Source organism: Rhodanobacter sp. L36, assembly GCF_009765755.1.
Lineage (GTDB): Bacteria > Pseudomonadota > Gammaproteobacteria > Xanthomonadales > Rhodanobacteraceae > Rhodanobacter.
Genome location: NZ_LMUV01000011.1, coordinates 1,489,749 through 1,509,912, shown reverse-complemented (window position 1 = coordinate 1,509,912; position 20,164 = coordinate 1,489,749). Strand labels below are relative to the sequence as shown.

Genomic DNA, 20,164 nt, shown 5'->3' with positions numbered 1-20,164 from the left:
CGCATCTAGACGGCTACAGGCGCCTTGATTGCCGGATGCGAATCGTATCCTTCGACCGCAATATCTTCATAGCGAAAATCGAAAATCGACTTCACGTCGGGGTTGAGCCGAAGCCGGGGCAAGGGCCTGGACTCCCGGGTCAGTTGCAGCTGCGCCTGCTCCACGTGGTTGTTGTAGAGATGCGCGTCGCCGAGCGTGTGGACGAAATCACCCACGTCCAGTCCGCACACCTGGGCCATCATGTGGGTGAGCAACGCGTAGCTGGCGATGTTGAAAGGCACGCCCAGAAAAATGTCGCCCGAGCGCTGGTACAACTGGCAACTGAGCTTGCCGTCGGCCACATAGAACTGGAACATCGTGTGGCACGGCATCAACGCCATCTTCGAAAGCTCGCCCACGTTCCATGTGTTGACGATCAGCCGACGCGAATCGGGGTTGCGCTTGATCTCTTCGATGACCCATGAAATCTGGTCGACCACGCCGCCATCGGCTTTCGGCCACGCGCGCCATTGCTGGCCATAGACGGGACCGAGATTGCCCTGCGCATCGGCCCACTCATCCCAGATGCGTACGCCGTTTTCCTTGAGGTACGCGATATTCGTGTCGCCGCTGAGAAACCAGATCAGCTCGTGCACGATCGATTTCAGATGCAGCTTCTTGGTAGTGACGAGTGGAAAACCTTCAGCCAGATCGAAGCGCATCTGCCAACCAAAAGTGCTGCGCGTGCCGGTGCCGGTTCGGTCGTTTTTCTCCACGCCTTTTTCCATGACGTGACGCAGTAAATCGAGATATGCGCGCATGCCCTACTCCTCGTCCGTGCCTTTATCCGGCAACGCGGCCGTATACAAGCGCAATGTCGGCGCGTTTCGCGACAGGGCCAGCAGCCACACGCCGATCACGATCAGCGGCAGCGACTGCATCTGCCCCATCGTTACCCAGTGCGTGCCGAACAGATAACCCAGCTGCGGATCCGGCACACGCACGAACTCCACCGCAAAACGGAAGACGCCGTACATCAGCGCGAACAAGCCACTGACGAGATACCGTGGCCGAGGCCTGGAGGAGACCAGCCAGATGACGATGAACATCGCCAGACCTTCCAGTGCAAGTTCGTAGAGTTCCGACGGATGCCGGATCAACCCGCCATAGCTCTGCAACTGCTGCAGCAGCGCCGGATCACTGCCGGCATAGGCAACATCATCGGCGTGCGCGCTCGGAAAAATCATGCCCCACGAAAGCGATGTCGGCTTACCCCACAGTTCGCCATTGATGAAGTTGCCGAGTCGTCCGAGTCCGAGGCCCAGCGGCACCAGCGGCGCAACGAAATCCATCGTGTCGAAAAAATGCAGCCGATGTCGCCGCGACCACCACAGCGCCGCCGCCAGCACGCCAAGCAGGCCACCATGGAAACTCATGCCGCCATCCCACACCTTGAACAACGCCAGCGGCTGGGTCCATATCCAGTGGATGCCGCCCTCGTAGTAAAAAAGCATGTACCAAAGACGCCCGCCGATGATCACGCCGAGCATGCCGTAGAAGAAAAGATCGCCGAGCGCTTCACGGCTGACCGGCAGACGCCCTTTCTGGCGCCGGTACTCGCCCAGCAAGGCCACGAAGAAAAATCCCAGCAAGTACATCAGCCCGTACCAGTGCACCTGGACGGGGCCGAGGCTGAAAGCCACCGGATTGATATGAACGACGAACGGTTGGGACATGGCGACTGCGCGAGCGGGAAAAGCCAAGTGTAGCCGGGCCGCTTGCAGGATGATCCGATGCCCTTCCGAGAAGCCGGCGACGCAAGCTAGAATCCTCGCCGGACGCTGCCTCTGCGAGTTGGCGGCAACTGTGAGCTGGTTGCAGGAAGCGTCCGAATCAGCCAGATCGTCGCGCTCCAGACGACCCCGGCTCACCACACGGAGCGTGACAGGGGAAAACTCAATGTCTCACCGTATCGCGCAGGCCGTGCTGTCTGCCGTTTGCCTGTTGGCGCCTGCCGTCTTGATGGCGACCGATCTCATTCCCGTGGAGGATTTCGCGCGGCGCGCACAGTTGTCGATGCCTCGGCTGTCCCCGGACGGTCAATACCTCGCACTGCGAATGGATGACGAGACTGGAAACTCTCATTCGCTGGTCGTCTACAAAGTCTCCGACATGAGCCATCCGGCAAGTGTCCTGCACATGCCCAAATATGAATTGCCTGGCGGCATCGTGTGGGTCAGTTCGACGCGTCTGCTGGTTGAATACGGCAAGCAGTTCGGCTCGGTCGACAAACCCGAGCTCACGGGGGAAATCCTGGCCACCGACGTCAATGGCAAACATCAGGATTACCTTTTCGGATATCAGGACCTCTACGGCAGCCGATCCGATACCAGAGCCGCGGACCGCGGATGGGGATTTGTGGCGGAGTTGCCCGAATCGCCCAACAACCACTTCTACATGAGCGCCGAGCTCTGGGAGAACAAGGACCACAGCTGGCTGTACGACGTCGATGCCGTCAAAAACACCCGCCATCTGGTGGGTGATCTTGATGTCGGCAACATGGAATTCATGGTGGGCTCTGACGGACAGGCGCACTACGCCTACGGGACAAATTCCAACTACAACTACGTGGTGTATCACCACGAGGCCAATGGTTGGGCGCCCATGTCTCCCAGCCAGGTGGGCCACAATTTCGTGCCGATTTACACCGCGCAGGATCATCAGCATATCTACGCCTACTACAGCGCCAAGGGCGGTCCGTATTCTCTGGTCGAGCAGGACGAAATGGGCGGCGATCGACGCGTGCTGGCCGCCGACGCTTTCGGTCGCGTCGGCGACATCATGTGGACGGCGCCGCCGCGCCAGCCATTCGCAACCAGCGTCGAAACAGGCGTGCCGAAGGCGATCTACACGGACCCCAACTTGCCGGCCGCCAAACTGCACCTGGCGATCAGCCAGAAATTTCCAGGCGAGTTCGTCAACTTCATCAACTACAGCGAGAACGGCGGCGAGCTTCTGTTCTCCGTCTCGAGCGATCGCGATCCCGGCACTTATTACCTGATCGATACCACGCATTACAAAGTGATCAAGCTGTTCTCGTCGGCCGACTGGATCGATCCGGATAAGATGGCCGAACGACGCCCAATGCGATTCACCGCGAGCGATGGCATGCCGCTCGAAGCCATTCTCACCATTCCTCGCGGCCAGGATCTGAAAAAACTGCCGATGATCCTGCTTCCTCACGGAGGGCCGCACGGCATCAGCGACGACTGGTACTTCGATGACGACGCGCAGTTCCTCGCCAGTCGTGGCTACCTCGTGCTGCAGGTCAACTATCGCGGCTCAGGTGGCCGTGGACATAATTTCGAGGAAGCCGGCTATCGCAACTGGGGCACGCGAATCCAGCAGGATCTGATCGACGGCGTGAAGTGGGCTGAAGGCGAGCACTACGCCGATCCCGAACGCGTGTGCGTCTACGGCGCCAGCTTCGGCGGCTATTCCGCCATGATGACCGCGATTCGCGCACCGGATCTGTTCAAGTGTGCGGTCGGCTACGCGGGCATCTACGACCTCAGGATGATGTACGACAAGGGCGACATCCAGGAGGACAAATCCGGACGCAGCTATTTGCAGACGGTGATCGGCAAGGACGATGCCGATCTGGATGCGAATTCTCCCGACAAGCTGGCCGACAAGATCAACGTGCCGGTGTTGCTGGTTCATGGCGAAAATGATCAACGCGCGCCGTTCGCTCAGGCAAAAGCGATGCGTGCGGCATTGGACGCGGCGCACAAGCCTTATGAATGGCTGAGCAAGTCCGGCGAAGGACATGGCTTCTACGAAGAAAAAAACAACATCGAGTTTTACACGTTACTTCAGACGTTCATCGCCAAGCACATCGGAGCTGGCAACGTCGCGCACTGAGTGAAGAAGCAAATGGGATGGCGCCGACGTGCCGTCCCTTTTTCTCGGTATCCGCACCCGCCACTCGCGAAACATTCCGCGAATGTCGGCCAGCGCAATTAGAGAAGCACGGGCCGATCCGGCAGTTCATCCCGACGATCCGTGCCATCGTCGGGAAAATGCCTCAGCAGCAATGCATGCGTGGCGGCGATGCCGTCGAGGCTGCCTTCGCGCCATTGCCCTCGCGCATAGCAGTCGAGCATGCGGCGGCTGATGGCGTTCCACTCGTCCGGTTGCACACGCGAGGCGATGCCTCTATCAGCAACGATCTCGATGCGGCGTTCGGCCATCAACACGTAAAACAGCACGCCGCTGTTGTGTTCGGTATTCCAAACGCGCAGTTGGGCAAAAACCTGATGCGCGCGTTTGCTTGCGTCGATGCCGTCAAGCACGGCCAGTGGCGCAAGCCTCGATTCGACGGCAAAACAGACTTCGCCCAGATGCGCGCGTTCGCCCGCGGCGATCGCCGCGGCCATGTCATCAAGCAGCGCGGGGGGGAAGCGTCGGCGCAACTGAAACCAGCCACCCAACAGATTCGCCAGCAGCCGTTGCATGCGTGCCATCACCAACTCCCCGACGAACCGCCGCCGCCGAAACTGCCACCGCCGCCGCTGAAGCCACCACCGCTTCCACCACCGCCGAAACCGCCGCCACCCCAGCCGCCACCGCCAAAACCGCCCCATCCTCCGCCGCCGATCGATCGCCCGCCACCGCCGGGCAACAGCATCAATACGCCACCGACGATCGCACCAAGAATGCCGGCGCCCATCGATATCAGCAGCCACAGCAAGCCACCGACGAAAATGGCGCCCAACGGTGCGCGGACAAACGCGCTGGCACGTCCGAGAAAGTTGCGCAGGAACAGCGCAACGAACACGCCGATCATCAAACCGTTCTGCAACCCGGGCCCATGGCGTTCTGTTTCGGGCGAACCCTGCACGGGTGGCGGCAGCGCTTCGCCGTTGATCAGCTGCGTCACTGCGCCGACCGCGTCGCTGATGCCGCCGAAATAGTCGTTGTTGCGGAATTTCGGTGCAATGTACTCACGGGTGATCCGCGCGGTGGCGGCATCGGGAACCGCACCTTCGAGGCCGTAACCCACCTCGAAGCGCACGTGCCGGTCGTTTTTCGCGATCAGCAGCAGCACGCCATCGTCGGTGCCCTTGCGACCGACCTTGTTGGCCTCGGCCACAGCCAGCGAATAGCTCTCGATGTCCTGATCGCCCGTGCTGCCGATCATCAACACGACGAGTTGTGCACCTTTGGCTTTTTCCAGCGCGACGAGTTGCGCATCCAGCTGATCGATTTGCTGCGCACTGAGCGTCCCTGTGAGATCGGTGACATGCCGCGCAAGCTTCGGCACGGCATCGGCCGCGTGCAGCATGGCTGGCGACAGCAACGCCATCGCCAGCCAGAGCCACAGGCGCGGAAAGCGCCGGGACATCATCAGTGCGTCGAAGCGGCGGGCGCGGGTGTGCCGGTACCGAAATCGACCGTCGGCGCAGTGGAAATGGCCTTCTCGTTATCCACGCTGAAATTCGGTTTCACCTTATAGCCGAACATCTTCGCCGTGAGGTTGTTCGGGAACGTGCGGATCATTTCGTTGTACTGCTGTACTGCCTGCACGTAACGATTGCGCGCGACCGTCACGCGATTCTCCGTGCCTTCCAGCTGTGCCTGCAGGTTCTGGAAAAGACCGTCCGCCTTGAGCTGCGGATAATTCTCGCTGACTACCATCAGCCTCGACAACGCGCTACCCAGCTCGCCCTGTGCCGCCTGAAACTGCTGCAGCTTCTGAGGATCGTTCAACGAATCGGAATTGACCTGCAGACTGCCCACCTTGGCCCGCGCATTGGTGACTTCGACGAAAACTTTTTCTTCGTGCTGCGCGTAACCCTTGACCGTATTGACCAGGTTCGGCACCAGATCGGCACGACGCTGGTACTGGTTGAGCACCTCGGACCAGGACGCCTTGACCGCTTCGTCCTGTCGTTGCATGGCGTTGTAGCCGCAGCCGGACAGAACACCCACGACCAGCAGCAGGATCAATGCGCGCAAAAGTTTCATGGGATGTCTCCGGTGTTTGTGCTTACGAGGTGTCCCATTGCAACACTCGTGGACGTCTGAATGCAATTGAACACGATTAAAATCTTTCGAGACCGCTCACGCACCACGTCATATCGTCCATACCTGTCAGAACAGCCCCGGGAGTAGCATGTCCTTTGACGACAGGAGAGCCTTGCCATGGCTCACGGATCGAAAGAAGCAGAGGTCGGTATGAATCAGCGGCTCCCCTTGTATGTGACGTGTTTTTTTCTGGCCAATTTCGTTTGCTCAGCCAGCGCGTATCAATCAGAAACCGAGGCGAAAGATCCCCAAAGAGTGTTGAGAGCGATGGACAACACTCCTGCCGAGGGGCATCCGGATGAGTACAACGAGTTTGCCGGCATGCGCGCATATTTCGCGGGCAGGTATCCGGAGGCGATGAAGTCGTTTCTTGAAGCGGCACGTTACGCCGACAAACTATCCCAATTGAGCATCGGCTTGATGTATCTCAATGGACAAGGTGTGCAGAAGGATCCGGTCACTGCATTCGCTTGGGTGGCCATCGCGGCCGAGCGCAAATATCCGCAATTTCTGGTCACCCGCAATGAAATCTGGTCTCGGCTAGACGCGCAACAGCGCGATAAGGCCAAGGCGTTGGTCGAAAAGCTGTACGCGGAATATGGTGACATGACGGCGAAGCCGCGCATGGCCATGGTGTTGCGGCGTGAACGCACGCACCAGACCGGTTCGTACCTTGGCTTCGGCTCGGATTCGGTAGCCAGCCTGACCCCGACGCAGTTCTTCGGCGTGGGTGGAGGAATTGGCGGATATCCCAAATGTGGCAGCGAAACTATCGACGGCGCCACCATGACGGGCTGCGGCAATATCTACACGTCGTGGCGATGGGATCCCAAGCAATATTTCGCTGTGCGCGACGGTGCCTGGACCGGAACGGTCACTGTGGGAACATTGCAAAATGGCCAAACGCCCTCACCGCCCGACAAGCGATCAGACAAGCAGAAAGATATCCAGTAGAACAGGTGGAAGCGCGATGAGTGGCCGCTTGGCTCACTCTGCAAACCTGTTGAACCGGGACTTGTCTAATTGATAAATCGTGGTCCCAGGATCAACGCCCAGCTCAGCCCCATCAGTACCAGCAGCACGAACACGGCGGCCGAGCCCATGTCCTTGGCGCGGCCGGCAAGTTCATGGAACTCGGGGCTCACCTTGTCGACCACCGCTTCGATGGCCGAGTTGAGAAGTTCGGCGGACAGCACCAGCATGGGCGCCAGGATCAAAGCGAGTTTCTCCAGACCGCCATGGCCTAGCCACAGACCGAGCGGCACCAGCACGATGGCGAGGCATGCTTCCAATCGGAATGAAGCCTCATGACGCCAGCCCGCGCGCAGGCCTTTCATCGACCACTGAAAGGCGCTCCAGAGTTGCTTGGGACCGCGAAAACCCTCCGCTGCCATATCGTGTGACCTCAGACCGTTGCCGGCGACGGCAGACGGCTGTTTGCCGTACGGGAACCGGCCAGGGAAATCGAAGAAGTCGGCGCGCACGCGGACTCGATGAAGGCGATTGTCGGCATGAAGCGCGGACCCGTGCAGTGGCGAAAACAGGCGGTCATGATGCCACAAGGGTCGCAGTGGGAAGCCGGGTGTTTGTTGGCAACCGGCGCATGACATACCCAGGCCGTGCAACCGGGACAGCGAGTCACACAGACCAGGCGAATCGGTTACGCTGCATCGGTTGTGGTTCATTTGGGACCCATGCATGGTCGACGCCAGGCGTCACCACGGTTTGACTCCAGCACGGAAAAGTTAGATGGCCATCCAGAACCCGCCTGTTTCGCAAACCCGCTCGTTCGTCACGGTGTTCGTCATCGAACTGTGGGAGCGCTTCGGCTTCTACGGCATGCAGGTGCTGATGGTGACGTTCCTGATGAAGAAGCTCGGGTTCATCGACACCAAGGCCAACCTCGTCTGGGGTGCGGCCGCCGCATTGATCTACGCCACGCCGGCCATCGGCGGCTGGATCGGCGACAAGCTGCTGGGTACGCGACGCACCATGCTGATCGGTGCGAGCGTGCTGGCGGTCGGCTACGGCATCCTGTGGATTCCACCGGAGGCGCTCGGGCTCGTCGATGGCCGCGCCGGCATCATGGCGCTGTTGACGCCGGCCAACCTCACCTATTTCGCACTCGGCGTGATCGTGATCGGCAACGGTTTCTTCAAGCCGAACGCCGGCAACCTGGTGCGCAAAATCTACGAAGGCGACGACGCCAAGATCGACAGCGCGTTCACCATCTACTACATGTCGGTGAACATCGGCTCGATGATCTCGATGACGCTGACGCCATGGATTCGCGATCACTTGACCGCACGCTACGGCGATTCAATCGGCTGGCATACCGCGTTCGGTTGCTGCGCGGTGGGCCTGGTCGTGGGCTTGATCATCTACTTTTTTATGCGGCGCGCCTTGCGGCATATCGGATCGCCCGCGGACGACCTCCCGATGAACATGCGCCGGGCGTTGCCGGTGTTCGGTGCAGCCTTTCTAATGGTGTTCGTGGTCGCCTTCATCCTGCAGAACGAACTGGTCGCGAAGATCTGCGTCTATGCCGCCGCCGTGGTGATTCTGGGTGTATTCACGCATCTGATCCGCAGTAGCCAGCCGAGCGAACGGGCTGGCCTGATCGCGGCGTTGGTGCTGACCGTGCAAACCATCTTCTTCTTCATCTTCTATTCGCAGATGGCGACGTCGCTGAACCTGTTCGCGCAGCGCAACGTGGACCTTTCCTTCAACTTGCTTGGCTGGCACCTGACCTGGATTCCGGAGCAGTACCAGAACCTCAATGCGATCTGGATCGTGATCCTGAGCCCCGTGCTTGTATTCATCTACAACACAATGGGGCGCAGCGGAAAAAATCCTTCGATCGCGCTGAAGTTCGCGTTCGGTTTTGCCGCGGTGGCCATCGGCTTCTTCATGTATGGCCTCGGCGCACACGCGGCGGTGAACGGCCAGGTGTCGTCGTGGACCATGGTGTGGGGCTACGGCTGGTACTCGCTGGGCGAAATGCTGGTCAGCGGCCTGGGCCTGGCGATGATCGCGCGCTACGTGCCCGAACGCATGGGCGGTTTCATGATGGGCGCGTACTACGTGGCCGTGGGCCTGTCGCAATACCTCGGCAGCATCGTCGCCAACATCGCGCACATTCCGGACAACATCACCGATCCGGTGCAGTCGTTGACGATCTATGTGAGTCTGTTCAACAAGCTCGGTTTCGTCGGCATCGCCTGCGTGGTGATCGCGTTGGTCATGCTGCCGCTGATGAACAAGCTGTCGGCCAGCCATTCCGATCAGGCCAATAACCACACCCCCCTGCCTGCTGTACGCAGCGAAGAATTCGACAGCTCGCCATGATCGCGTTACCGCCGCATTCGTGCAGCGGTTGACGTAGCGTCTGATGCAGCCATGAAAGCGATGTCGCCCCGAAGTGTCGCCCGCATCGGCCCGTTCGCACTCATGCGAACGCTGGCCTGGTTGCGGCTTTGCGCCATCGCCGGACAGAGCGTCGCGGTACTCGTTTGCGCATGGTGGATGCAGCTTCGGATTCCGTTGTTGCCGTTGCTGCTGGGCATCGGATTGCTCGCAGTTTTTTCTGTGTTCGCCGCTTGGCGATTGCGCCAGCCGTGGCCGGTGCGCGAGTGGGAAACCATCGGCCATATCGCCGCCGACACGCTGGTGCTCGGCTATCTCCTCTACTTCACCGGCGGCGCCAGCAATCCGTTCATCACGCTGCTGCTGGTGCCGATCGCGCTCTGCGCCGCGGCGCTGTCGGTGCGCGCAATCCTCGCGGTGGCGGCGCTCACCGGCGCGGCATATCTGATGTTGTTGCGCTGGCATGTCGCGTTGCCGGTTCCGATGCACGACGAGATGCACGGCGGTTTTACGCTGCATGTGGCCGGCATGGGCGTGAACTTCGTGATCAGCGCGGTGCTGCTGGGGTTCTTCATCAACCGGCTCGCCAACGAACTGCGCCTGCAGCAGATGGAAGTGCAGCGTGTGCGCGAACGCGCACTGCGCGACGAGGGCATCCTAGCCATCGCCACGCAGGCCGCCGGAGCCGCGCACGAACTCAACACGCCGCTGTCGACGATGCGCACGTTGCTGCCGGAACTGCGACGCGACCACGCGGATGATGCGATGCTCGCCGAAGATCTCTCGCTGCTCGAAGGCCAGGTCGATCGTTGCCGAACCATCCTGCGCGAGATGGTGGCATTCGGCAAAGCGCAGCTGTCGCAGGAACCCGAAAGGCTAAGCGTGGCGGCGTTCGTGCGCGGCTGCAGCGAGCGATTTCAGCTGCTTCGACCCGAAGCGGAACTGGCAGTTGAGCTGGACCAACAAACCTCACTCATCATCCTTCGCACGCCACCGGGGTTGCGCCACGCGCTACTCAACCTGCTCAACAATGCCGCAGACGCATCGGCGTTGCGCGGATCACAGGCAGTCGCGCTGCGAGTATCCAGTGATAGCCAATGGCTGCAACTCGGTGTCATCGATCACGGCCCCGGTTTCGACGCCGACAATGGCCCGGCATTGCTCGGCCAGTCGCGGAAACAGGGCGGCCTGGGTATCGGGCTGGCGCTGGCGGAAGCCACCGCCGAACGGCTGGATGGCGAGCTCGTTGTACGCAGCAGCGCAGCAGGTGCGGAGGTTCGCCTGCGCCTGCCGCTAGCGGTGATCGCGGCAGCATGATCCACGCATTCATACGCCACTGTCGGCGACAATAAGCAAGTCGCCAGACCCGGAAGAGCAAGCCATGACCGAATCGCCCGCCATCGCCACGCGCCCGCTGCTGCTGGTCGACGACGACGCCACCTTCGTCCGCGTGCTCGCTCGTGCGCTCGGCTCGCGTGGCTTCGAGGTCATCACGGCCACGCATTTCGATGAGGCACGCGCGCTCGCACGTCGGCATCATCCACGCTATTGCGTGCTCGATCTCAAGCTCGGTGAGGAAAACGGGTTGCGATTGATTCCGGAGCTGCATGCACTCGTGCCGGACATGCGTGTGCTGCTGCTGACCGGCTACGCGTCGATCGCCACCGCAGTGGAAGCGATCAAGCGCGGCGCTCACGATTATTTATCCAAGCCGGTCGACGCCGATGCCGTGGTTCGAGCTCTGCTCGATGGCGACGCGGACGCCGACGACAACGAGCCGCCGGACGCGCCGGACGCGCCACTTGCCTTGCGTCGGCTGGAGTGGGAACACATCCAGCGCGTGCTGACCGAATGCGATGGCAATATCTCGGAAACTGCGCGACGCCTCGGCATGCATCGCCGCACGTTGCAGCGCAAGCTGAGCAAGCATCCGGTGCGTGAACGGCCCGAACGGGACGACTGAGCCACGCGTCATGGGTAGGAGCGCACCCTGTGCGCGATGTTTTTCGTGACGTGGCGAAGAGCCATCGCGCACAGGGTGCGCTCCTACGGTTCAATGTGCGGCATCTTTCGCTGCGACAACATGCCCAGCGGTGGCAGGTGGCATTGCACTCTATCCTTACGACCCTAGACCCACATCCAGAGTCGCTCCTTGAAAGCCTTCGTCATCGGCCTCTGTGCGCTCCTCATCCTGCTGCCCATCGGGCGGACGATGGCGACCGACCCCGCGCCGGCCACCACCACGCTCGCCCCGGTATCGGTGCACGCCAGCGATACGATGGTGACCGAGACGCCCGCCGTGCGAGTGCAGGTGACGCGTGCACAGTTGCATCGGCAGAATGTGACCGAGAGTGCCGACGCGCTGAAATACGCGCCGAACATGATGGTGCGCAAGCGCTACATCGGCGATCCCAACGCGGTGATTAGCGGTCGCAACGCGGGCACGCTGCAGAGCGCGCGCAGTCTCGTCTACGCCGACGGCCTGCTGCTCTCCAACCTGATGACCAACGGGTACGACGGCGCACCGCGCTGGGGCATGGTGGCGCCGGAGGAAATCGGCGCCGTCGATATTCTTTATGGTCCCTATTCCGCGCTGTATCCCGGCAATTCACTGGGCACCACGGTGCTGATCCACACCACGCTTCCGCAGCGCCTGACGGCCAGCGTGAGTTCGCAATTCTTCAGTCAGGATTTCCACGATGCGTACGGCAGCAGCGGTCATTACAACGGCAGGCAAATCGCTGCGACGCTGGGCGACAAACAAGGTCGCTGGAGCTGGCTGCTCGAAGTCAATCGCCTCGACAACGATGGTCAGCCGTTGCAATACGCGACCGCGCAAGCGGGAGGCAACGCAGCCACGGCCGTGCCCGTTACCGGCGCCACGCTCGATCGCAATCCCAACGGTTCGCCGCGGCTGGTTTATGGCGCCAACAGCATCGAGCACACCGTGCAGACGCAGGCCAAGTTCAAGCTCGGCGTGGACATCACCGACAACATCGCCGCGCTTTTCACCCTCGGCTGGTGGCACGACCGCGCGCAGGACCGCACGCGCAGTTTGATCCGCAATGCCGATGGCCAACTTGTAAGCAGCGGCGTAATCGATGCGGCGGGCACGACCTGGACGCTGCCGGCGAGCGGCCTCGCGCCATCGTCCGGCGTGGACACACACATGCTCTACGGCGCCGAGTTGAACGGCCATTTCGACAACGGCTGGCGCTGGACCAGTGTCGTCAGCCACTACGATTTCCTGCATTCAAAAGCGGCCACCGCGAACCTTGCCGAACCCGGCGTGCCGATCGGCGGCCCGGGCACCGTCGCCGACAAAGGTGGTTCCGGCTGGGACACGTTCGACCTTCGCAGCTCCGGCCCGCTGGGCGATCAGCACATGCTTTACGCAGGCATCCATGGCGATCGCTACGTGCTCGACACGCGCGTGCGCAACGCCAGCGACTGGCTCGGCGATGCCGATGGCACGCAGGTCAGCGCGTTCGCAGGACGCACGCAGACGCGCGCCGCATATCTGCAGGATGTCTGGAGTTTCGCGCCGGCCTGGGCACTGACCATCGGCGGACGACTGGAACAATGGCGCGCTTACGGCGGACTCCTGGCGAACGCCAGCAGCAGCCTGCGCTACACCGATCGCCAGCGTACCGACTTCTCGCCCAAGGCCGCCTTGAGCTGGGATTTCTCCGACGACTGGCAGCTACGACTCGCACACGGAAAAGCCGTGCGCTACCCGACCGTGGCCGAACTTTTCCAGGGCACGATTTCGGCCAACGCCATTGTCAACAACAATCCAGACCTGCAGCCCGAGATCGACGAGTCCACCGACCTCACCTTGAATCGCTCGCTGACGAACGGCCACTGGCGCGTCTCGCTGTTCCAGGATCGCATCGCCCATTCGCTCTATTCGCAAACCGACATCACCGTCACGCCGACCGTCACCAGTGTGCAGAACATCGATCGATCGCGCGTGCGCGGCATCGAAGGCGAGTTCGGCCTTACGGACGTCTGGACGTCCGGACTCGACCTGCAGGCCAGCGTCGCTTTCACTCATTCGAGGACGCTGGAAGATCGTCAATACCCACTCGCCGATGGCAAATGGTTCCCGCGCATTCCGAAGATGCGCGCCAGCGTATTCGCTGACTACCGTTTCGCCGCGCAGTGGGACATGTCACTCGGTCTTCGTCATTCCGGTCGTCAGTACGGCAGCCTCGACAACAGCGATTTCGTCGACAGCTACGGCGCCGTCACCGCGTTCACCGTCGCCGACGCCAAATTGCGCTGGCACCTCGCGCGTGGCTGGACCGCATCGCTCGGCGTCGACAACCTCACCAACGAACACTACTGGGTCTACCATCCCTACGCCGGCCGCACCTGGTTCGGCGAATTGCGCTGGGATCTTTGAACGGGAACCACGATGCGCCGACTGCTGATCGCCCTGCTCTGCCTGTGTTCGCCTGCGCTGTTCGCGTACGACGACATGCACATGGACATGCCGAAGGAGCCGCCGCTGGGCGCCAGTGCCGCCTTCGACAGTCACGGTCGCCTGTGGATCGTCGACGCTGCGGATGGCCACGTGCGCCTGCGTCACTCCGACGATGATGGCCGCACGCTGAGTGCTCCCGCGATCGTGAATTCCATCGCCGAACCGATTTATGCCGAAGGCGAAAACCGACCCAAGCTCGTGCTCGGCCTCCACGACGACATCGACATCAGCTGGTCGCAACCGAGGGCCAAACCGTGGACCGGTTTCGTGCGCTTCGCGCGCTCGCGCGATCACGGCGCCACGTTCAGCGCACCACTGAGCGTGCATCGCGACCGGGCCGAAATCACCCATCGCTTCGACGCGCTGGCCGTCGACGGAAAAGGCCGTGTCGTGATCGCATGGATCGACAAGCGCGATCAGGAAGCTGCCAGCCAGCAGAAAAAACCATACCTGGGTGCGGCCGTCTACTTCAGCTGGTCCAACAACGGCGGTGCGAGTTTCGTGCCGGAGAGAAAGCTGATCGATCAAAGCTGCGAGTGCTGCAGGATTGCGCTGTCGCTGACGCCGAACGGTGAAGTCGCCGCGTTCTTCCGCAGCATCTACGGCGACAACATCCGCGACCACGCCTATGCCGTACTGCACGTCGATGGCCGCGCCAGCCACGCTGATCGCGCCACGTTTACCAACTGGAAGATCGAAGGCTGCCCGCATCATGGTCCGGGACTCGCCATTGGCAGCGATGGCACGCGCCACGCAGTGTGGTACGAGGCCAAAGACAAACCAACCATCTGGTACGGGCAGCTCCAACCCGGTCATGCGCCGACGCACCTGCTCACCGTTGCGAACGCCGGCGCCAGCCACGCCGACATTGCGGTGCATGGACGCACGGTGTGGATCGTGTGGAATCAGGTCAGCGCGAGCGGATATGCACTGATGCTGCGCAGCTCGACCGATGGTGGCGTGCATTTCAGCGCTGCGCGTGAAATCGCGCACAGCACCGATGCCGTCGCTTCGCCACAACTGCTGCAGAAAAGGAATCAGCCCTTTGTGGCATGGAACACGGCGGGCGGCTTTCAACTGGTTCCGATTCGAGCTGCGCGATGAAACGAGCACTTTTCGCGCTGGTCAGTCTGCTTCCCTGCGCGGCTTTGGCCGCATCGTTGCAGCCGTTGTCCGCAGGCGATGTTGCCGCGCTGGTAAAGCCACCGACGCATGGCGAACGCATCATCGCGCTATGGGCACTGGACTGCGCCTATTGCGAAGGCAATCTCTCAGCGCTGGCAACGTTGCAGCGGGCGCATCCGAACGATATCGAACTGATCACTGTCGCCACGGACAGCTACGAGCAGCACGACATGCTGCAGATGCATCTGAAGATGGCGCAGGTAGATAACTATCCTGCCCGCGCCTACACCGAGGCATCACCCGATCGGCTGAACTTTCTCATTGATCCGAGTTGGGGTGGCGAAACGCCGCGGGTGCTGGTGATCCGTGCGAATGGAAGCCGGATGGGGATCAGTGGCGAATTGGGTCCGGCGCAACTGCAGCGCCTTCACTAGTTCAGGGCTTGTGTCCTCAGCTATGTGTCGCATCTTCAACGACCGCAGCCACTCGGGCCGGACATCCCGCGAGCGGCGTCACTTCCATCACATAGCGCGATTTGCCGTCCGCGCTCTTACCGTCAACATGCACGATCTGTTTCATCGAGCCGTGCAGACTGGCCTGTGCGAGGTCTTGATGGTTGGCATCCAAAACCACCAGATCGATATGCAGACGATTGGCAGCATCGGATATTGCGGTGGCGCGCAGCAGCCAGCCGTGAACTTTGAACGTCGTCGTCTTGCCATTCGCCGTACACAGCGAGAGTGTTGCGCGTCGCACATTTTCTCTGCAGGCGGATGCCATCGCCCGCTCGATCGATGTAGTGAGCTGATGTTCGACGATCGCTGATGCAGGACACGAAGGGTCGAGCATGGGTCACTTTGTCGAATTCACGCCGGGCGCGGTCGATGAATCCTGACACCCTGGCGATGGTGTCATCGCGATCTTGATCGTGTTGTCCTCAAGTTTTTCCAGATGCTTGCCGTCAACTATTTGACCGAACACGACCGTCGCCTCCTGCCCGGGCATGGTACGAACGACCGGATTTGCCCTCTGTTCCCGCACCCGGCCAGCACCACGGTCGAAGCGTGTGTAGACCTGCGAACGTATCTCGATCTGGCCTGCGGCCACGGGAGTGACTGAGAATTTTCCCTTCCACGAAAGCTTGTCGCCCTCGCCTCCGTCGACGTCCACGTATTCATTGGGGCTCACGCAATAACTGGAGGTCCTCGAACCAAACCTTCCGCCCATCGCGACGTTGATCTTCAACGTGTAGTGATCAGCCACGATGGATGCAGCCCTTGGCTGGGTTGATGGTGTCGCCGCGTACACCGCACAGGTAAACCCCAAGGCGGACATAGTCATCAGTACGCCGCCGATACGCCGGCGCTTGAGGTCGGGTTGCTTTAATTTCAGCATGGCAATGCGCTCCGTAATGGGGTGACGTGACCAAGGACAACCCACCGGCAGCGCCAACGCTGCGCACTGGGTTTTCAACATCGCGTTGGCGTAACGGCGTGGGCTTATTCCAAGCTCGCGCAATACCACCGCGTCGCATGCCAGTTCCTGGTCACGACGCAGGGCCAACATGGCCAGCCATGCCAGCGGGTGAAACCAGAGAACCGCAGAAATGATTCTCGCAACGAGGCACCACCAGCCATCGCGACGACGCGCATGCACCGCTTCGTGAGCAAGAATCAGTGATTGCTCGTTGATGTCGTAGCGGGATTCGAAATCGATCGGCAGCACGATGTGGGCGCGCCAGGCACCCATCAGTGCGGGTCCGATGTCGGGGCTCGCTGCCCGCAGAACCGGCCAACGCAGCTGCGCTCCCTTCACTAGCGTTGCGCCACGCAAATGGCGTCGGTAGCGCCACTGTCCGAGCATGGCCAGTACAAGACTGACCAGACTGCCCGAGATCCAAAGCCAAGCGGCCCACACACGCCACTCCGTAACGCCTGATTCCGTAGCCCGTGCCGGCAGCGCAGCAACGATTGAAGTCATCTTGAGGACAGTGGGAAAAAATGTGATAGCCGATACATTCGCGGCATGCGTCCACTGGCTAGCAAGCATGGCCAGCGGCGGCAACCACCACAGCTGGAAGGCCAGCTCGGTACCGAACAGATGTCGGAAGGGCTTGCGCAGAACGAATACCAGCGCGGCTGCCACAGTAAAAGCCAGTATCAGCAGCCAGCCGCGGCCGATCCATTCGAGGCTCATCAGCTCAGCGTTCATCGTCGAGTTCCTGCAGTAGTTTGCGCAGCTCGGCAATATCCTTCTTCGACAGTTTGCGATGTTCGGAAAAGTGCGCGACCAGCGGTGCGACGCGTCCACCGAACAGGCGATCGAGCAATCCTTTGCTTTCCTGAAGCACGTACTGTTGGCGCGTCAACAGAGGGGTATAGAGATAACGGCGGCCGTCGCGTTCGGCGCGTACGGCGTTCTTTCGCAGCAGGCGATTGAGCAGGGACTTGACCGTACCTTCCTGCCAGTTCTGCGCAGGCCCTACCTCCGAGAGTATGTCCTCAGCGCTACGCGGCGCTTCGCGCCAGAGAACATCCATTACTACCGATTCCGCTTCACTGATTGCCATGGCGTCACCGATTACATGTGTAATTGAATTTATGTTTACACGTGTAATTTCTCTCGTCAATAGCTCGTCATATCGTCCGCATCACGGCGCTGCGGTCGGCCGCAATGATTCCGTCGTATCCTTGGCAGCTGATTCTCCACGCATGAAGGCATGGCAATGGACAAGGTGTATCCCGGTGCGGCGCAGGCGCTCGATGGTTTGCTGTTCGACGACATGACCATCGCTGCGGGTGGTTTCGGGCTGTGCGGCATTCCCGAGAACCTGATCGGCGCACTGCTCGACGCGGGCACCAAGGGCCTGACCATCGTGGGCAACAACGCCGGCGTGGATGACTTCGGCATGGGTCCGCTGCTGAAGACGCATCAGGTCAAACGCGTCATCGCGTCGTATGTCGGCGAGAACAAGGAATTCGAGCGGCAGGTGCTCGCCGGCGAACTCGAGCTGCAGTTGACGCCGCAAGGCACACTCGCCGAAAAACTGCGCGCGGGCGGCGCCGGCATTCCCGGTTTCTACACACGCACGGCGTTCGGCACATTGCTGGCGGAAGGCAAGGAAACCAAGGTGTTCGATGGCAAGGAATACGTGCTGGAAGATGCGATCCACGCGGACGTGTCGATCGTCAAGGCATGGAAGGGCGACGCGCACGGCAACCTCGTGTTCCGCGAGACGGCGCGCAATTTCAATCCGATGATCGCGACCTGCGGCAAGATCTGCGTGGCGGAAGTCGAACAACTGGTGGACGTTGGCGAACTCGATCCGGACAACGTCCATGTGCCGGGCATTTACATTGATCGCATCATCCAGGGCGCGAACTACGAAAAGCGTATCGAATTCCGCACCACCGCTGGCGCAACCGGCGCAAAGGAAAGCCCGATGCGCGTGGCGATGGCCAAACGCGCCGCGAAAGAATTGCAGGACGGCTTCTACGTGAACCTCGGCATCGGCATTCCGACCATGGTTGCCAACTACATTCCTGAAGGCATCAACGTCACGCTGCAATCGGAGAACGGCCTGCTCGGCATCGGCCCGTTCCCGACCGAAGAGCAGATCGATCCTGACCTGATCAATGCCGGCAAACAGACCATCACCACCCTGCCCGGCTCCAGTTTCTTCTCCAGCGCGGATTCGTTCGCGATGATCCGCGGCGGTCACATCGACCTGTCGATTCTGGGCGGTCTCGAGGTATCCGCGCAGGGCGATCTGGCCAACTGGATGGTGCCGGGCAAGATGGTCAAGGGTCCGGGCGGTGCGATGGATCTGGTCAGCGGCGTCAAGCGCGTGGTGGTGCTGATGGAGCACAACGCGAAAGACGGCTCGCCGAAGATCCGTACCGAGTGCGAATTGCCGCTGACCGGCAAGCAGGTCGTCGATCTGATCATCACCGACCTGTGCGTGTTCGAAGTGCGCAAGGGCGAGGGGCTCGTGCTGATCGAACTCAACGAAGGCGTCGGCGTCGACGACGTGAAAGCCCGAACCGGTTGCGAGTTCGCCGTATCGCCTGCACTGAAAAGCTGAAGCCGTGCGTCCCGCCGGGTCCCCGCCTAGGCGGGAAGCGGATGCGGAAAGTGGATGCGCGCGATGTTTTCGTAGCCTGGTCGAGTCTGCAGTTCCAGCGGCCAGGCGAAACGATCGCTGATGCGTTGCGCGATCGCCAGTTCAAAGCCGTGACGGTCAGCACCATGAAGCATCAGCGGCCCACCGTTGTCGGCTGCCTGCGGCGATGCGTGGTTGCTCACACTCACCACGCCGGGTAGCACGGTGATCAGTACGCGTCCCTGGTCGGTCTGCTGGCACGCATTGCGGATCACCTGCCAGCACAACACCGAAAACGCGCGTGACGAACCCTCAAGGGCGAAGCGTGCGGGTTCTTCCAGTTGGAGTTCAATCGGCCGTCCACTCAAAAGTTCACGCGCGGCCGCCAGTTCGCGCACCAGCACATCATTGACGACAAACCGTTCGGTGTCGGCACCGGGATCGGATTCACGCGCAAGAATCAGCAAGGCTTCGACCAGCGCTTCCATCTCCAGGCTTGCGCGCTTGATCCGGCGTACCGAGCGCGCGCCGAATTCGCTGATGTCACGCTCCTCGCTCAGCATGTCGACCGACATCTTGATCACGGTCAGCGGGCTGCGCAATTCATGGCTGGCGTCGCGCGTGAAATTGCGCTCGCGCTGATTGAACACGGCAATGCGCGAAGCAAATCCATGCAGCCCGCGCGCAAGCGAAGCAAGATCGGCATCGGTGCGTGGCGAAAGGTTCGACGTGCTCAACGCATACAGGTCGGGCTTTTCGTCCCAGCCATTGATGAGCTTTGCCAATGTGCTGACCGGCAACCATTCGCGACGCGTCGCCATCCACGCGAGCGTGCTGGTGATGACGATCACCGCGATCACCGCAGCCCATGGCGCCACGTCATAAATGCCCATCGTGCACACGATGACCATGGCGACCAATTGCAGCCCGAACACCCACGCAATGCGCTGGTGGAACGCACCTGCGTGAAATGTCTCCTGTGACTTTTTGCTGCTTTCCATCGCCTCGCCGTG

General features: G+C 61.1%; 19 protein-coding genes and 1 pseudogene. 10 read left to right on the top strand and 10 right to left on the bottom strand.

Annotated elements, in window-relative coordinates; genetic code table 11:
- Nucleotides 1-5: 5 nt before the first annotated feature.
- Nucleotides 6-800 carry a thymidylate synthase gene (locus GSQ73_RS16580; protein WP_158885953.1) on the bottom strand — a complete coding sequence of 265 codons (795 nt, stop codon included), beginning with the start codon at nucleotides 798-800 and terminating at the stop codon, nucleotides 6-8.
- Between the two features lie 3 nt (nucleotides 801-803).
- Nucleotides 804-1,715 (bottom strand): prolipoprotein diacylglyceryl transferase, encoded by a 912-nt coding sequence (gene lgt / locus GSQ73_RS16575; protein ID WP_158885951.1) that lies wholly within the window; start codon nucleotides 1,713-1,715, stop codon nucleotides 804-806.
- Between the two features lie 223 nt (nucleotides 1,716-1,938).
- On the opposite strand from lgt, the gene GSQ73_RS16570 reads away from it, so the two are divergent.
- Nucleotides 1,939-3,903 carry a prolyl oligopeptidase family serine peptidase gene (locus GSQ73_RS16570; RefSeq protein ID WP_158885949.1) on the top strand — a complete coding sequence of 655 codons (1,965 nt, stop codon included), beginning with the start codon at nucleotides 1,939-1,941 and terminating at the stop codon, nucleotides 3,901-3,903.
- A gap of 98 nt (nucleotides 3,904-4,001) precedes the next feature.
- Here the strand turns inward: GSQ73_RS16570 and GSQ73_RS16565 are convergent, their stop codons facing one another.
- Genes GSQ73_RS16565 through GSQ73_RS16555 form a run of 3 tightly spaced genes read right to left on the bottom strand, consistent with a single transcriptional unit; the run spans nucleotide 4,002 to nucleotide 6,009 of the window.
- The gene (locus GSQ73_RS16565) at nucleotides 4,002-4,505 is read right to left on the bottom strand and encodes a TPM domain-containing protein (RefSeq protein WP_158885947.1); all 504 of its coding nucleotides are present in this window, start codon (nucleotides 4,503-4,505) and stop codon (nucleotides 4,002-4,004) included.
- Nucleotides 4,505-5,389, bottom strand: a complete 885-nt coding sequence (locus tag GSQ73_RS16560; protein ID WP_158885945.1) for a TPM domain-containing protein — start codon at nucleotides 5,387-5,389, stop codon at nucleotides 4,505-4,507. Before GSQ73_RS16560 ends, GSQ73_RS16565 begins: the two co-directional genes overlap by 1 nt.
- Nucleotides 5,389-6,009, bottom strand: a complete 621-nt coding sequence (locus GSQ73_RS16555; RefSeq protein WP_158885943.1) for a LemA family protein — start codon at nucleotides 6,007-6,009, stop codon at nucleotides 5,389-5,391. The genes GSQ73_RS16560 and GSQ73_RS16555 overlap by 1 nt, the downstream gene beginning before the upstream one ends.
- A gap of 177 nt (nucleotides 6,010-6,186) precedes the next feature.
- On the opposite strand from GSQ73_RS16555, the gene GSQ73_RS16550 reads away from it, so the two are divergent.
- A complete protein-coding gene (locus GSQ73_RS16550; protein WP_158885941.1) occupies nucleotides 6,187-7,023 on the top strand; it encodes a sel1 repeat family protein in 837 nt (278 codons plus the stop codon).
- Nucleotides 7,024-7,088: 65 nt separating this feature from the next.
- On the opposite strand, the gene GSQ73_RS16545 is transcribed toward GSQ73_RS16550, so the two are convergent.
- Nucleotides 7,089-7,463 carry a diacylglycerol kinase gene (locus GSQ73_RS16545; RefSeq protein ID WP_158886578.1) on the bottom strand — a complete coding sequence of 125 codons (375 nt, stop codon included), beginning with the start codon at nucleotides 7,461-7,463 and terminating at the stop codon, nucleotides 7,089-7,091.
- Nucleotides 7,464-7,818: 355 nt separating this feature from the next.
- On the opposite strand from GSQ73_RS16545, the gene GSQ73_RS16540 reads away from it, so the two are divergent.
- The 6 genes from GSQ73_RS16540 to GSQ73_RS16515 all read left to right on the top strand — a co-directional run bounded on the left by GSQ73_RS16540 (nucleotide 7,819) and on the right by GSQ73_RS16515 (nucleotide 15,483).
- The gene (locus GSQ73_RS16540; RefSeq protein ID WP_158885939.1) at nucleotides 7,819-9,417 is read left to right on the top strand and encodes an oligopeptide:H+ symporter; all 1,599 of its coding nucleotides are present in this window, start codon (nucleotides 7,819-7,821) and stop codon (nucleotides 9,415-9,417) included.
- A 51-nt stretch (nucleotides 9,418-9,468) separates the two neighbouring features.
- On the top strand, nucleotides 9,469-10,752 hold the full coding sequence (locus tag GSQ73_RS16535; protein WP_174236112.1) for an ATP-binding protein: 1,284 nt from the start codon (nucleotides 9,469-9,471) through the stop codon (nucleotides 10,750-10,752).
- Nucleotides 10,753-10,816: 64 nt separating this feature from the next.
- Nucleotides 10,817-11,398, top strand: a complete 582-nt coding sequence (locus GSQ73_RS16530; protein ID WP_158885936.1) for a response regulator transcription factor — start codon at nucleotides 10,817-10,819, stop codon at nucleotides 11,396-11,398.
- Between the two features lie 249 nt (nucleotides 11,399-11,647).
- Nucleotides 11,648-13,843 carry a TonB-dependent receptor gene (locus GSQ73_RS16525; RefSeq protein WP_158885934.1) on the top strand — a complete coding sequence of 732 codons (2,196 nt, stop codon included), beginning with the start codon at nucleotides 11,648-11,650 and terminating at the stop codon, nucleotides 13,841-13,843.
- 12 nt (nucleotides 13,844-13,855) lie between these two features.
- Complete coding sequence (locus tag GSQ73_RS16520; protein WP_158885932.1) at nucleotides 13,856-15,028, top strand: sialidase family protein; 1,173 nt, start codon at nucleotides 13,856-13,858, stop codon at nucleotides 15,026-15,028.
- Nucleotides 15,025-15,483, top strand: a complete 459-nt coding sequence (locus GSQ73_RS16515; protein ID WP_158885930.1) for a hypothetical protein — start codon at nucleotides 15,025-15,027, stop codon at nucleotides 15,481-15,483. Before GSQ73_RS16520 ends, GSQ73_RS16515 begins: the two co-directional genes overlap by 4 nt.
- Before the next feature lie 16 nt (nucleotides 15,484-15,499).
- Here GSQ73_RS16515 and GSQ73_RS16510 read toward each other — a convergent pair whose 3' ends face one another.
- The 3 genes from GSQ73_RS16510 to GSQ73_RS16500 are packed head-to-tail and all read right to left on the bottom strand — an operon-like array spanning nucleotide 15,500 to nucleotide 17,618.
- Nucleotides 15,500-15,898 (bottom strand): hypothetical protein, encoded by a 399-nt coding sequence (locus tag GSQ73_RS16510; protein WP_158885928.1) that lies wholly within the window; start codon nucleotides 15,896-15,898, stop codon nucleotides 15,500-15,502.
- Nucleotides 15,899-15,901: 3 nt separating this feature from the next.
- Complete coding sequence (locus GSQ73_RS16505) at nucleotides 15,902-17,260, bottom strand: M56 family metallopeptidase (protein ID WP_158885926.1); 1,359 nt, start codon at nucleotides 17,258-17,260, stop codon at nucleotides 15,902-15,904.
- The gene (locus GSQ73_RS16500; protein ID WP_158885924.1) at nucleotides 17,250-17,618 is read right to left on the bottom strand and encodes a BlaI/MecI/CopY family transcriptional regulator; all 369 of its coding nucleotides are present in this window, start codon (nucleotides 17,616-17,618) and stop codon (nucleotides 17,250-17,252) included. Before GSQ73_RS16500 ends, GSQ73_RS16505 begins: the two co-directional genes overlap by 11 nt.
- A 150-nt stretch (nucleotides 17,619-17,768) precedes the next feature.
- On the opposite strand from GSQ73_RS16500, the pseudogene GSQ73_RS18090 reads away from it, so the two are divergent.
- Together GSQ73_RS18090 and GSQ73_RS18085 are read left to right on the top strand one after the other, a co-directional pair.
- Nucleotides 17,769-18,410, top strand: a pseudogene (locus GSQ73_RS18090) (CoA transferase subunit A); the annotation flags it as partial.
- Nucleotides 18,411-18,491: 81 nt separating this feature from the next.
- Nucleotides 18,492-19,133, top strand: a complete 642-nt coding sequence (locus tag GSQ73_RS18085; RefSeq protein ID WP_254063465.1) for a 3-oxoacid CoA-transferase subunit B — start codon at nucleotides 18,492-18,494, stop codon at nucleotides 19,131-19,133.
- 26 nt (nucleotides 19,134-19,159) lie between these two features.
- On the opposite strand, the gene GSQ73_RS16490 is transcribed toward GSQ73_RS18085, so the two are convergent.
- Complete coding sequence (locus GSQ73_RS16490) at nucleotides 19,160-20,152, bottom strand: HAMP domain-containing sensor histidine kinase (protein ID WP_158885922.1); 993 nt, start codon at nucleotides 20,150-20,152, stop codon at nucleotides 19,160-19,162.
- Nucleotides 20,153-20,164 lie beyond the last annotated feature (12 nt).